The sequence below is a fragment of the bacterium genome (assembly GCA_040756715.1).
Lineage (GTDB): Bacteria > UBA9089 > UBA9088 > UBA9088 > UBA9088 > JBFLYE01.
Window position 1 is genome coordinate 1 of sequence record JBFLYE010000133.1, and the last position, 13,089, is coordinate 13,089.

Annotated in this window: 11 protein-coding genes; 7 read left to right on the top strand and 4 right to left on the bottom strand. The window is 37.3% G+C overall.

What is annotated here, in order from left to right; translation table 11 throughout:
- Positions 1–134 precede the first annotated feature (134 nt).
- From AB1397_05165 to AB1397_05195, 7 genes are all read left to right on the top strand, one after another.
- Complete coding sequence (locus AB1397_05165; GenBank protein ID MEW6482374.1) at positions 135–1,931, top strand: DUF2723 domain-containing protein; 1,797 nt, start codon at positions 135–137, stop codon at positions 1,929–1,931.
- A 59-nt stretch (positions 1,932–1,990) separates the two neighbouring features.
- Complete coding sequence (locus AB1397_05170; GenBank protein MEW6482375.1) at positions 1,991–2,404, top strand: DUF5618 family protein; 414 nt, start codon at positions 1,991–1,993, stop codon at positions 2,402–2,404.
- Positions 2,405–2,406: 2 nt separating this feature from the next.
- Complete coding sequence (locus AB1397_05175) at positions 2,407–2,856, top strand: hypothetical protein (GenBank protein MEW6482376.1); 450 nt, start codon at positions 2,407–2,409, stop codon at positions 2,854–2,856.
- 247 nt (positions 2,857–3,103) lie between these two features.
- Positions 3,104–4,156 carry an adenylate/guanylate cyclase domain-containing protein gene (locus AB1397_05180; GenBank protein ID MEW6482377.1) on the top strand — a complete coding sequence of 351 codons (1,053 nt, stop codon included), beginning with the start codon at positions 3,104–3,106 and terminating at the stop codon, positions 4,154–4,156.
- A 459-nt stretch (positions 4,157–4,615) separates the two neighbouring features.
- Complete coding sequence (dapA, locus tag AB1397_05185) at positions 4,616–5,494, top strand: 4-hydroxy-tetrahydrodipicolinate synthase (protein MEW6482378.1); 879 nt, start codon at positions 4,616–4,618, stop codon at positions 5,492–5,494.
- Positions 5,491–6,255 carry a 4-hydroxy-tetrahydrodipicolinate reductase gene (dapB, locus tag AB1397_05190; protein ID MEW6482379.1) on the top strand — a complete coding sequence of 255 codons (765 nt, stop codon included), beginning with the start codon at positions 5,491–5,493 and terminating at the stop codon, positions 6,253–6,255. The genes dapA and dapB overlap by 4 nt, the downstream gene beginning before the upstream one ends.
- Positions 6,255–9,029: a S8 family serine peptidase gene (locus AB1397_05195; protein ID MEW6482380.1), complete on the top strand. Its 2,775-nt coding sequence runs from the start codon at positions 6,255–6,257 to the stop codon at positions 9,027–9,029. Before dapB ends, AB1397_05195 begins: the two co-directional genes overlap by 1 nt.
- A gap of 75 nt (positions 9,030–9,104) precedes the next feature.
- Here AB1397_05195 and rplD read toward each other — a convergent pair whose 3' ends face one another.
- From rplD to fusA, 4 genes are read right to left on the bottom strand one after another with little or no spacing between them, the layout of a single operon-like run.
- The gene (rplD, locus tag AB1397_05200; protein MEW6482381.1) at positions 9,105–9,728 is read right to left on the bottom strand and encodes a 50S ribosomal protein L4; all 624 of its coding nucleotides are present in this window, start codon (positions 9,726–9,728) and stop codon (positions 9,105–9,107) included.
- Positions 9,719–10,324: a 50S ribosomal protein L3 gene (gene rplC / locus AB1397_05205; GenBank protein ID MEW6482382.1), complete on the bottom strand. Its 606-nt coding sequence runs from the start codon at positions 10,322–10,324 to the stop codon at positions 9,719–9,721. Before rplC ends, rplD begins: the two co-directional genes overlap by 10 nt.
- Positions 10,321–10,626, bottom strand: a complete 306-nt coding sequence (rpsJ, locus tag AB1397_05210) for a 30S ribosomal protein S10 (protein ID MEW6482383.1) — start codon at positions 10,624–10,626, stop codon at positions 10,321–10,323. Before rpsJ ends, rplC begins: the two co-directional genes overlap by 4 nt.
- Positions 10,623–12,686 (bottom strand): elongation factor G, encoded by a 2,064-nt coding sequence (gene fusA / locus AB1397_05215; GenBank protein MEW6482384.1) that lies wholly within the window; start codon positions 12,684–12,686, stop codon positions 10,623–10,625. The genes rpsJ and fusA overlap by 4 nt, the downstream gene beginning before the upstream one ends.
- Between the last annotated feature and the right edge of the window lie 403 nt (positions 12,687–13,089).

A 13,089-nucleotide genomic window follows, 5' to 3' on the forward strand; every position in this document is an offset into this window, starting at 1 on the left:
AATTCAAAATTCAACATTCAAAATTCATAATTTTATAAAGTTTTCCTTAAGATTATCTAAACACATACATTTTGTAAAGCGTTATGGAATTAACTATAATGCGTTAACTATAAATATTAGGGTATAATTCTTTTGTGAAGGATAAATTGGGATTTAAAACAAAGGAGGATATATTTGGAAGGCTTGTTTTATTTGCATCTTTTGGATTGTATTTGGTGACATTAAACCCCTCGGTTGGGCTTTATGATGCAGGGGATATGACAACAGCGGCTTGGGTGCTTGGTATTCCCCATCCACCAGGATACCCATTTTATTGCCTCTTTGGCAATCTATGGATGCATCTTATCCCAATAGGAAATATTGCATACAGGCTAAATATGCTCTCTGCCTTTTCCTCATCCATAGCTATAATGCTTATTTATCTCATTAGCCTAAAGATTGTAAAATCACGAATTCCAAGCCTAATTTCCTCTCTTTCTTTAGCCTTCTCAAATACATTTTGGGGCCAGGCAACATTTGCAGGACAATACATCACAAACCTATTCTTTTTTATCCTCCTCCTTTTTCTCCTTTTCAAATACAAGGAGAGGCTTTCTTTAAAAATCCTCTATCTTTTCTTCTTTACCCTTGGTTTATCATTGGCACACCATCGCCAGACATTGTTTATTGTTCCCGCTGCTATACTTTTTATACTAGCCATTCTATGGAAGAATAGAAAAAAACAATTTAAAATTCAAAATTTAAAATTTAAAATTCCTTTAACGATGGCTTTACTCTTTATCTTGCCCCTTACATTATACCTATATCTTCCAATAAGGGCATCATCCCATCCTCCTTTAAACTGGAGCGATCCAGAGACACCTAATAGATTTATTTCTCATATAAAGGGAAGTCAATATGATTTTTTATTCTTAAAGCTTAAGCCAAAAGAATACATTGCTCGGTTTATTAGTCAAATAAGGGGTCTATTCCCTAATGAATTTGGTATTTTATTATTATCCCTTGGAATTGCTGGTCTTTTTGCTATGGCAATAAAGAGGACATCCATATTCCTCTTTTTGCTTCTTATTTTCTTAACCGATGTCCTTATTTCTGTTACATACAACCACCCATCTTTTCAGCTATACTATATGATCCCATTTGCTATATTCTCTTTATGGATAGGCTTTGGAGCATTCTTTATCTTATCATTTTCAAAGAAAAAGCTTGCCTACATTATTTTTTCGCTTGCTCTCCTTATTATTCCAATTAAGCTCTTTATAAGCAATTATAAAAGAAATGACCATAGCCTTTATTATTCGCCTTATAACTATTGCCTCAATATATTAAGGCCTATTAAGAAAAATGGGGTTATTATTGCAGAGGATGATACCCATTCATTTTTGCTTGAATATTTTCATTATTGTGAATCTGTAAGGAAGGATATAGCCCTCATTGAGCCACACCAGCTTCACTTTGAATGGATGGCAAATCTTTATAGAGAAATGTATCCAGACCTTGAATTTAAGATGTATCCCGTTAAAAAAGCCATCCTTACATACGATGAGGTAAGGAATCAGAGGATAGAGAGTATGATTGAGATGAATATGGAAAGGAGGCCGTTCTATATCTTTCCATCCCCAAGCTATCCGTTTATTTCAAGGTATGAATTCCTTCCATGCGGTGTATTCTCAATGGTCATAAAAAATGATATATCTAGCCAGGAATTGTATAATCTCCTTTTAGAGACAGATTATAAGATGAAATACAGAAAGGATGAGAACGATTCTGTTTATATTATAAACTATGCTACATCTTGCTTTAACAGAGGCCGTCTTTATTACAATATTAGAAGATATAAAGAGGCAATTCTAATGGCAAAGGAGGCATTGAGGATAAATCCAGGTTATCAATCGGCAGAAAATTTGCTTAAAATCCTCAAAGAGGAATGAAAAATAAAAGGCCAAAAAGGAATTTGCAAAATTTTTAAGAATAGATTATAATTCTAAAAATGGCTAAAAAGATATTTCCCAAAGACCCAAAAGAGGCATTTTCCAAGGCAAAGAGGTATTTTGCCAATGCAAAAGAAAGTTTATCTAAATCAGGTATTGAATATGACCGCTATAAGGATGAAAAGTATGTAAAAGAGGCCTCAGCAATGGCTTATCTATCCGCCCTTGCTGCAATTGATGGCCATCTCCTATCCTTAGGGGTATCTTCTGATAAGCTTCCAACCTCCATTGAGGAATACACAAAGGCAATGAGAAAGATTCCGCATAATGGCAAGCTTATGGCTGCCCTGGGAACGGTTTATGAAAACCTCCATATCTTTGGCTATTACCGGGGAGGGGTGAGTGTAGAAATGATTAAAGATGGTTTCCAAAAGGCAAGGTTTATTATTGATACATTGTCAAAAGGGGTTTAAAGATGCAAAGGTCTATTTTTTCTGGTTTGGTGGGAATATCCTTATTTTTCTTGCAAAGCCTTTATGCTGATACAATCTATCTTCATGACGGCTCCTCTATATTGGGTGAGATTATTGAAAGCATCCCAGGTGTCTCTTACACCCTAAAGAGGAAGGATGAGACAATCCAGGTCTTTAAAATGGAGGATGTTTGGAAGACAAGCTTTGAAGAAAAAGAAGCCTATGAGGATAGCCTTTATCTTAAGGATGGAGGGATATATTTTAATCTCGGGCTTGCCTTCTTTATCAAGCAAAATATGAAATCTTCCTTAGAGATACTAGGGGAGTGCATTAAGAAATTTGAAAGCCTTTCAAAGGCAGCCTCTGTTTTGGGATTCCCAGCCGATGAGGTTTCTCTCTCCCTTACTGGCAAGCCAAAGGTGTCCAAGGAAGAGATAAAGAAGCTATTATAGTATCTTCCATTACTTAGTGCAAAAATAGATAGGGTTGTGTTTATCTGTTAAAAATTCATCCACCTTTTAAGAAATTTTGAATTCTAAATTTTGAATTTTGAATTGAAGGTTTAAGTTTTATAAAATTTTTTCCCTTTTAATTCAAAATTCAACATTCAAAATTCATAATTTTATAAAGTTTTCCTTAAGATTATCTAAACACATACATTTTGTAAAGCGTTATGGAATTAACTATAGATATGGAGAGATAGGCTTTTCAGATTTCAAACAAAAGGCAGTGCTGATTGGTCAAACTGGCCCAAGCATTGGCGATTATAGCCCAACCCCTATCTCTTCCTTCTCTCCCAATCTCTTTATCCACAGAGAGGTAGTCGCCAATCTCCTTGAGGATGATACCCTCTATTCCCCTCCCCTTTGGCTTACTCCCACAATCATTATTCTCTTTTCTCTCTTGGCCGGGCTTACTACTTTGTTTCCGGTAAGGATAAATGCCCTTCTTTTCCCTGCTTCTCTTTTTATGTATCTTTTCCTTTCCTTTTTTCTCTTTCTAAAGGGAATTCTTTTAAATGTCTTCTCTCCTATCTTGGCAGGCTTTCTTTCCTATAGCGCATCCACCGGATATGCTTTATTTTTTGAGGAGAAAGAGAAAAGGAGGATAAGGTTTTTCTTTAAGAGGTATGTATCCGAAGGTGTGGTGGATAAGATATTGAATAGGCAATTTGAGGCATTAAGGAGAAAGGAGCTTACCATTTTATTTTCTGATATAAAGGGATTTGGTGAGTTTTCCGAAAGGGCACAACCTGAGGAGATAACTGAGATGCTGAGAAGATACTTTGATGAGATGACTGAGATTGTCTTTAAATATGGGGGGACATTAGATAAATTTATCGGTGATGGAATGCTTGCCTTCTTTGGTGATCCCGATGAACTCCCTAATCATGCATTATCTGCGGTTAACTCTGCGCTTGAAATGCAAAAAAAGGGTTCTCTGCTAAACAAGGAATGGGAAAGGGAGGGAAGAGAGACAATTGAAATAAAGATTGGGATAAATACAGGGTTTGTCACTGTGGGTGCGATTGGTTCAAAGCGAAGGTCTGAATATACGGTTCTGGGAAGGGAGGTAAACCTTGCCCAAAGGCTTGAGGCAAAGGCAACCCCGGGAAAGATTCTTATCTCCCACCGAACATTCTCTTTGGTTAAAGATAGGATAAAGGCAAAAGAATTGGGAGAAATAGAGGTTAAGGGAGAAAGAGAGCCGGTTATGGTCTATGAGGTTGATCCTTCTTTAATCGACCTATGATACCCTGTGATTGACAAGCATCATCACTTATAGTATCTTCCATTACTTAGTGCAAAAATAGATAGGGTGTGTTTATCTGTTAAAAATTCATCCACCTTTTAAGAAATTTTGAATTCTAAATTTTGAATTTTGAATTGAAGGTTTAAGTTTTATAAAATTTTTTCCCTTTTAATTCAAAATTCAACATTCAAAATTCATAATTTTATAAAGTTTTCCTTAAGATTATCTAAACACATACATTTTGTAAAGCGTTATGGAATCAACTATAAGTTATAAAAATGCAATTTTATTTTGAATTTTTTGTTTTACGCTTTGCGTTTTAAGTTTTGAATTTGTTTAAGATTTATTTACTTTGTGCCTAAATATAGGACAACTAAACACATTCCCATAAATTTATATAGACAAAGATACATTTTTTTATTATACTAGATTTAATTTAAATAAGGGGAGGAAAAGATTATGTTTAAAGGGTCTATAGTTCCTATCATAACGCCATTTAGGGATGATTGCTCAATTGATTATGAAACATTAGAGAAGCTTATTGAGTTCCATATTGAGAAGGGGACAAATGGGTTTGTTCCTGTAGGGACAACCGGAGAATCTGCAACCCTATCACATAAAGAGCATCGGGATGTTGTAAAATTTACCATTGATATTGTAAAAAAAAGAATACCTGTAATTGCAGGTTGTGGTTCAAATTCAACATATGAGGCAATTGAGCTTGCAAAACAAGCAGAAGATGATGGTGCAGATGGAATATTAAGCATTACACCATATTACAACAAGCCAACCCAGGATGGCTTAATTGCCCATTTTGAAGAGCTAGCAAAGAATATAAGGCTTCCTATTATTCTTTATAATGTCCCGGGAAGAACCGGTGTAAATATGATGCCTGAGACGGTTTTTAAATTATCATCTATTGAAAACATTGTTGGAATAAAGGAGGCATCGGGAAACCTTATTCAGGCAGCAGAGATAATCAAGCTCTGTAATGGAAAAATGGCTGTATTTTGTGGAGAGGATGCCCTAGCGTTTCCAATGATGACAATTGGTGCAAAAGGCTCTATTGCCGCAAGTGCGAATGTATGTCCACTTGATTTTGCCTCAATGATAGAGGAGGTAGAGGAAGATATACAAAGGGCAAGGTCTCTCTATTATAAATTGCTTCCTTTATGCAAGGCGATGTTTTTAGAGACAAATCCAGCACCGGTTAAGGAGGCATTGTTCATAATGGGGCTTATTCCAAATCCTAAGGTTAGGCTTCCCCTTGTTAGGGTAAAGGAGGAGACAGCCAAAAAGATAAGGGATGTCCTTTTATCGCTTGGGGTTATAAAATGATAAAAGTAATTATTCTTGGGGCAGCAGGAAGGATGGGTTCTTCTATTGCAAGGATAGCAAGCGAGGATTCTCAAATAAGGATCACTGGTTTGGTTGAGAAAAAGGGTCATCCAATGATTGGAGCAAACCTTTATGGATGCGAGATTTCTAATGAGCTGTTAGATGTTATAAATAAAGGTGATTGTTTAATTGATTTTACAAGCCCTGATTCCCTGAGAGAACATATTGATATTGCAAAAGAGAATGAAAGGGCGATGGTTATTGGAACAACGGGTCTTTCAAAGGATCAAATGGCACATATGAAAAGGGCATCAAAGCACATCCCTATTCTCTATTCCTCAAATATGTCCTTTGGGATGAATGTGATATTTAAAATATTGCCCCAAATTTCAAAGCTTCTTTCCTCCTTTGACCTTGAGATAATTGAGGCACACCATAAGCATAAGCTTGACTCTCCCTCGGGAACCGCAAAGAGGCTCTATGAGATATTAGCAGAATCTCGTGGATATGATATTGAAAGAGCAGCCGTGCATGGAAGAAATGGCAAAAAGAAGAAAGAGGACAATGAGATAGGTGTGATGAGTTTAAGGGTAGGTGATGTTGTTGGAGACCACACAATTATATTTGGTGGTAGTGGCGAGAGAATTGAGCTTACCCATCGGGCAACCTCAAGGGATGTTTTTGCCTATGGTGCGATTAGGGCAGCTAAATTTATTGTCCATAAAGAGCCAAAATTATATTCTATCCTTGATCTTCTTTAGTGAAAAGGCTTCTTTTATTTCTCCTTATCCCATTTCTTGTTTTTTCTGCTTATAAAGAGGGTGAGGTTTTAGTAAAGGTAAAAGACAAAAAAGCCCTCTCTAACCTTGGCATTTCAATTCTTTCCCAAGAGCATCTTTTTGATAAAACCTACAAGCTTTCTGTTTCAGGGGATATTTTTGAGATTATCTCATCCTTAAAGAAAAATCCGGATGTAGTCTATGCCGAGCCGAATTATATAAGGCATATTTGTATTAGTCCAAATGACCCTGATTTCAGCAAACAATGGGGGCTTAATAAAGTTTCTGCACCTTCTGCCTGGGATATAAGCACAGGAACAGATAATGTAATTATTGCAATTGTAGATACAGGGGTTGATTATACTCATCCTGACCTTGCCGGAAAGGTTATAAAAGGCAGGGATTTTGTCAATAATGACAATGATCCAATGGATGACAATGAGCATGGTACACATGTTGCTGGAATTGCCTCTGCAATTACAAATAATGCTATTGGCATTGCAGGTCTTGCCTGGAATTGTAAGCTTCTGGCAGTAAAATGCCTTGATGATAAAGGTTTTGGCAATGATGCTGATATTGATAAAGCAATAAGATATGCGGCAGATAATGGTGCAAAGGTGATAAATATGAGCTTTGGCGGAGAGGATGTAGGAGAAACCATAAAAGATGCCTGTGATTATGCCTATAATAAGGGTGTATTTCTGGTTGCAGCAGCTGGGAATTACCCTCAGATACCCTATGGTTCAGAATGTTATCCTGCCGCCTATGATAATGTTATGGCAGTGGCAGCAACCAATCAAAGCGACCGCAAGGCAGATTTTTCCAATTATGGCAACTGGGTTGATGTATCTGCACCGGGTGTGGATATTTATAGCACAATAAGAAATAATAGCTATGCCTATAAGGATGGAACCTCAATGGCAACACCATTTGTTGCCAGTTTAGGAGGGCTTATTTTCTCAAAAAATCCATTATGGAATAATAATATGGTGATGAGGGCAATTAAGGAAGGTGGTGATGATATTGGAGAATATAAGATTGGAAGAAGGATAAATGCCAAAAAAAGCCTTAATTTTAATATCTCAACCAAAACCTGGACATTCATGGTCTATTTAGACGCTGATAATAACCTGGAAAGCAATGCAATTGATGATTTTTTAGAAATGTCAAGCATTGGCTCAAATGATGATATAAACATTGTTGTCCAGATGGATAGAATTAACGGATATAATTCTTCACATAACAATTGGACAGGAACAAAAAGGTTTTATATTACAAAAGATATGACGCCAGACCCAGAAAATGCTATTGATGAGATAGGAGAGGCAAATATGGGGGAGGCAAATACCTTAAAGAATTTTATAAATTGGGCAAAAGGCTCATATCCGGCAGAAAATTATGCCTTGGTTTTTTGGGACCATGGAAGTGGCTGGAAGACAAAGGCATTAGAAAAAAGACCAAAGTGGGTATGTTGTGATGACACAAATAATGATTCCCTTTCCTTAAAGGAATTAAAAGAAGCCTTTTCTTCCTGTGGAAAGATTAGATTAATTGGCTTTGATGCCTGCTTAATGGCAATGGCAGAGGTTGCGCATCAGATAAAAGATTACGGAGAGATTATGGTTGCCTCAGAGGAGGTAGAACCAGAGGATGGTTGGGCATATAATAAAATATTGGCTAATGTTAGCTCAAGCACCACCCCATCTTCCTTGGCAGAAACCATTGTCCAAACCTATGTTTCTTCATATCCAAATAGCGAGGTAACCCTATCTTCCATTGACCTATTAAAGGTAGGAAGCCTTGCCTTATCTTTGGGAAGCATTACCTCAACAAATGATTGGGACAAAATAAGCACAGCAAGGGATAATGTTATATTTACTGAGGGGGATACCTCATACATTGACCTCTTTGACTTTGCCAATAGGCTAGAGGTAAGCCTTGTCTCACCTATTCTTTTTTCTTCCCATACCACAGCCTCAAAAAATTACTCTGGCCTTTCTATTTATTTTCCCAAAGAAGACGAGGGCTATTTGGGAACCTATACCCAGCTTACCTTTGCCAAAGATACAGATTGGGATGAGTTTATCCTATGGTTTCTCAATTTTTATTATAATCCCCAAGAACAAGCTACGATTTCTACAAATAATCTTGAGCTTCTTATCCCTCCCAATACATTTGATCTGCCTTTTAAAATTTATATCGCCACAAGCTCAGAAACAAATGTGCCAAAAGGGATAAAGCCGGTGATGGGATGGGATATCTCTGCTTCCGCACCCCTTAAGGGAACACTAACCGCCAGATTTTTTTACGATGAGACAAAAGGCATTGTAGGAGGAACAATCAAAGAGAGGGATTTATGTATCTTTCAGGATGGAATTGCAATCCCATATTTTATTGATCTCTCATCAAATATAATCATTGCCACAATCACAGAGCATCTTTCCTTATTCACCATTGGCGGAACACCAACCTATCCAGAAGAGATAACAAAACCAACCGTATTTCCCAATCCATTTGTTTGGCATAAGCATGAATTTCTAACCTTTGGAGACCCAAATATAGTAGAAAAGAGGCTTCCTCCTTCTGGAAGCATAAGGATATACAACATTGCCGGTGAGCTAATTGACGAGCTTTCTATAAATCCAGAGGACAATGGAAGAAAAATATGGAATCCTAAAGAAAAGAAATTAGCCTCTGGCGTTTATCTATTTGTGATTAACAAAAAAGCCAGGGGAAAGATTGGAATTATAAAATAACCCATAAGGCGATATACCCAAACAAAATTGTTTTCAAGTAATCATTTAAAAAACCTTAAAGTAGATACGAAAATCTTAAATTCTAAGTAGCCTTTCTTCTAGCCTTTTAATTCCCTCTTTTGTGATAACAAGCTCATTGTGGGAAAGGACATAGTATGAGCATAGATTTTCTGCCAAAGAGGAATGGAGGTTTGGTATATTTCTTGTGCTTTTAATAAATTCAGGGCTCCTCTGCGAGAGAACAAACAAGGGTTTTTTAAGGTTAAGCTTTGAGATTATCTTATCCATTACCTTTGTTTTTGGCTTTTTTAGGTCTATGCTATCAATTACCAATATTTTTTTTTCTAGAGCTTTTATTGAAAGGGAAGAAATTAAGGCATTTCTTCTTACCTTTTTATGAAGCTTTATCTTAAAGCTTCTTGGTTTAGGGCCAAAGATAATACCACCACCCTTCCATAGAGGGCTTCTTATTGAGCCAATTCTTGCCCTTCCTGTTCCCTTCTGCCTCCAGAGCTTTCTTCCCGAGCCAGAAACCTCACCCCTTCTTTTGGTTGATGCTGTTCCCCTTCTTTGATTGGCAAGATATGCCTTATTTGCCTCATATATTGTATTGAGATTGGGCTCTTTGGCGAATATCTCATCATTAAGCTCTATTTCTTCTATTTTTTCTCCCTTTATATTCAATACATCTACTTGCATTTTTTAATTACCACAATGCCATTTATAGGCCCAGGGATTGCTCCCCTTATAAGGATAAGATTTTTTTCAGGAATTACCTTTACAACCTTAAGGTTTCTTATTGTAACCATTTTGCCACCCATTCTTCCAGGCATCCCTGTATTCTTCCATACCCTTGAGGGAAATGAGGATTGACCAACCGAGCCAATGACCCTTCCAAACATAGAACCATGGGTTGCTACGCCGCCAGAAAAATTGTGTCTTCTAACCACACCCTGAAATCCTTTTCCCTTTGAGATAGCAGACACCTTAACAAGCTCATTTTCTTTAAATATATCAGCACCTATCCTATCACCTATCTTATGGTCAGATTCCCCCCTAAATTCCATAAGATGCTTTTTGCAAGAAAGCCCTTGCTTTTTAAAATAGCCTCTTTTTGGAAGATTTGGTCTTTTATCTTCTCCATATCCTAACTGAATTGCACAATATCCATTTTTTTCCTTTGTTCTTATATTAACCACAAAGCAGGGACCAGCTGATATAGCGGTTACTGGGGTAACCTTTCCTCCTTCAAATACCTGTGTCATCCCAATCTTTTTTCCTAATAATCCATTCATTTCTTTATCTCAACATCAACGCCTGGGGGAAGATTAAGATCCATCAGGCTGGATATGGTCTCGTTTGTAGGATCTGCAATATCAACAATCCTTTTGTGAACCCTTATCTCGAATTGCTCCCTTGACTTTTTATCAATGTTTGTTGACCTTAACACTGTGTATCTTGAAATTTTTGTAGGAAGGGGGATTGGTCCAATACAGATTGCTCCTGTCGTCTTGGCTATATCAACGATATCCCTTGTTGATTTGTCAAGAATTCTATGATCAAATGCCTTAAGCACTATCCTTATCTTCTCTTTCATTTTAATATCTCCTTCTGTATCTCAGGAGGAACCTGCTCATAATTAGAAAATTCCATCGTATATATGCCCCTTCCCTGTGTTATTGAACGAAGAATTGTGGCATAACCAAACATAGAGGAAAGGGGAATCTCTGCCTTTATAATTCTTCCATCGCCTCTTGTTTCTATATTAAGGATACGGGCCCTCTTTTTGTTTATATCACCGATAACATCACCCAGATAATCCTCTGGCGTGGTTATCTCTATTTTCATTATTGGCTCTAAAAGAATGGGTTCTGCCCTTTTCATCCCATCGCGAAAGGCAATTACTGCCGCATTGCGAAAGGCAAGGTCAGATGAATCCACCTCATGGAATGAACCATCATGCAAGGTAATCTTTACATCAACCACGGGAAATCCGCCCAAAACACCATTGGTTGCTGCCTCTTCTATTCCCTTCTTAATAGAGGGGATATACTCCCTGGGAATTCTTCCCTGAATGATTTTATCAACAAACTCAATTCCGCAACCAGCCTCTGCTGGCTCCATTGTAACAATAACATGGCCATATTGACCCCTTCCACCCGATTGCTTGATATACCTTCCCTCTGCTTCAACCTTTCTTTTGATGGTTTCCTTATAGGCAACCTGGGGAGGGCTTGTTTTAAGCTCAACGCCAAATTCCCGATAAAGCCTCTCTACCATTATCTCAAGGTGCAACTCTCCCATTCCCCAGATAATGCTCTGTCCTGTCTCTTGGTTAAATGTCATCTTAAATGTTGGGTCTTCTGTGATAAGCTTATTTATAGAAATGTCCATCTTCTCCTCATCCTTTGTTGTGGCAGGCGTAATTGCCATAGAGATAACAGGTTCTGGAAAGTGCATACTTTCAAGGAGTATAGGGTATTCTGGGCTTGCCAATGTATCACCGGTTGATGCCTCTTTAAGACCAACAATCGCACCTATCTCGCCACAATATAGCCTCTCTATCTCCTCTCTCTTGTTTGCATGAACCCTAAAGATTTTTGTTATCCTCTCGTTTCTATCCTTTGTTGTATTATATACGGTTTTTCCCACCTCAAGATGACCTGAGTAGATACGGATATAAATAAGGTTTCCGGCAAATGGGTCTGAGGCTATCTTAAATAAAAGGGAGGATAAAGGCTCATCATCAGAGGCTTGCCTTTCCTCATATTCATTATTTTTTGGGTTTATTCCCACAATTGAGGAAATGTCAACAGGCGAGGGAAGAAAGGAAATAATCGCCTCCATAAGTGGTTGGACACCCTTGTTTTTAAATGATGCTCCACAAAGGACAGGGAATATATTACAGTTAATTGTCTCTTTCCTTATCACCCTTTTTATTTCCTCAGAAGATATTGCTTCATCAGAAAGGTATTTTTCCATAATTCCTTCGTCATATTCGGACAAGCTCTCTACAAGCTTGTGATGAAGGGTGTTTACCTTTTCTTGTAAGTGCTTTGGAATATCTATCTTTTTATAAATTAAACCATTCTCATCCTCCCAAATAATAAGCTTTTTCTCTATTAAGTCAATTACGCCCCTAAATTCGCTTTCAACTCCATAGGGAATTTGAATTAAAACAGGCTTTCCAGAAAGCCTCTTTTTCATCATCTCAACAACCTTGTCCATATCTGCACCAGCCCTATCCATCTTGTTGATAAATGCAATCCTTGGGATACGGTATCTATCTGCCTGTCGCCATACGGTCTCTGTCTGGGGCTGAACACCGCCAACCGCACAGAATATAACAATCGCACCATCAAGGACGCGAAGGCTTCTTTCAACCTCAATGGTAAAGTCAACATGGCCAGGTGTATCAATGATGTTTATCTGATGGCCCTTAAAGAAACAGGTTGTAGCAGCAGATGTTATGGTTATTCCCCTTTCCTGCTCTTGATCCATCCAATCCATAACCGTTGTCCCCTCGTCAACCTCTCCTATTTTATGTGTTCTTCCTGTATAGTAAAGGATTCTCTCTGTTGTGGTTGTCTTTCCAGCATCTATGTGTGCCATAATGCCGATATTCCTTATCTTTTCAATGGAAATCTCTCTTACCATTTTTTTTGTCTCTACCATTTCTTTTCTTTCTGTTAACATAAAATTTTAGAAAGTATAACCTATTTTAAAACATTTTGTCTATTATTTTTTTCAAGGGGTGCAATAAAGATATTATCCTTTTTTAATTCTAAGGGAGTTTACTTGAAAACCAATTTTGTTTCAGTATAGATGAATTAGAAAGATCCCTTGTATGGGATAAAGATGGATACCATGTACAAAGAGGCAGTCAATGACCTTGACAGGATATTTTAATTTATGCTACTCTATAGATAGCCTAACTTATAGTTAATTCCATAACGCTTTACAAAATGTATGTGTTTAGATAATCTTAAGGAAAACTTTATAAAATTATGAATTTTGAATGTTGAATTTTGAATTAAAAGGGAAAAAATTTTATAAAACT

What these genes read in the sequence shown, in the direction of transcription:
- rplC (MEW6482382.1), bottom strand. Translation starts at nt 10,324, where the DNA reads ATGAATGGATTATTAGGAAAAAAGATTGGGATGACACAGGTATTTGAA.
- rplD (MEW6482381.1), bottom strand. Translation starts at nt 9,728, where the DNA reads ATGCAAGTAGATGTATTGAATATAAAGGGAGAAAAAATAGAAGAAATA.
- fusA (MEW6482384.1), bottom strand. Translation starts at nt 12,686, where the DNA reads ATGGTAAGAGAGATTTCCATTGAAAAGATAAGGAATATCGGCATTATG.
- dapB (MEW6482379.1), top strand. Translation starts at nt 5,491, where the DNA reads ATGATAAAAGTAATTATTCTTGGGGCAGCAGGAAGGATGGGTTCTTCT.
- AB1397_05175 (MEW6482376.1), top strand. Translation starts at nt 2,407, where the DNA reads ATGCAAAGGTCTATTTTTTCTGGTTTGGTGGGAATATCCTTATTTTTC.
- rpsJ (MEW6482383.1), bottom strand. Translation starts at nt 10,626, where the DNA reads ATGAAAGAGAAGATAAGGATAGTGCTTAAGGCATTTGATCATAGAATT.
- dapA (MEW6482378.1), top strand. Translation starts at nt 4,616, where the DNA reads ATGTTTAAAGGGTCTATAGTTCCTATCATAACGCCATTTAGGGATGAT.
- AB1397_05170 (MEW6482375.1), top strand. Translation starts at nt 1,991, where the DNA reads ATGGCTAAAAAGATATTTCCCAAAGACCCAAAAGAGGCATTTTCCAAG.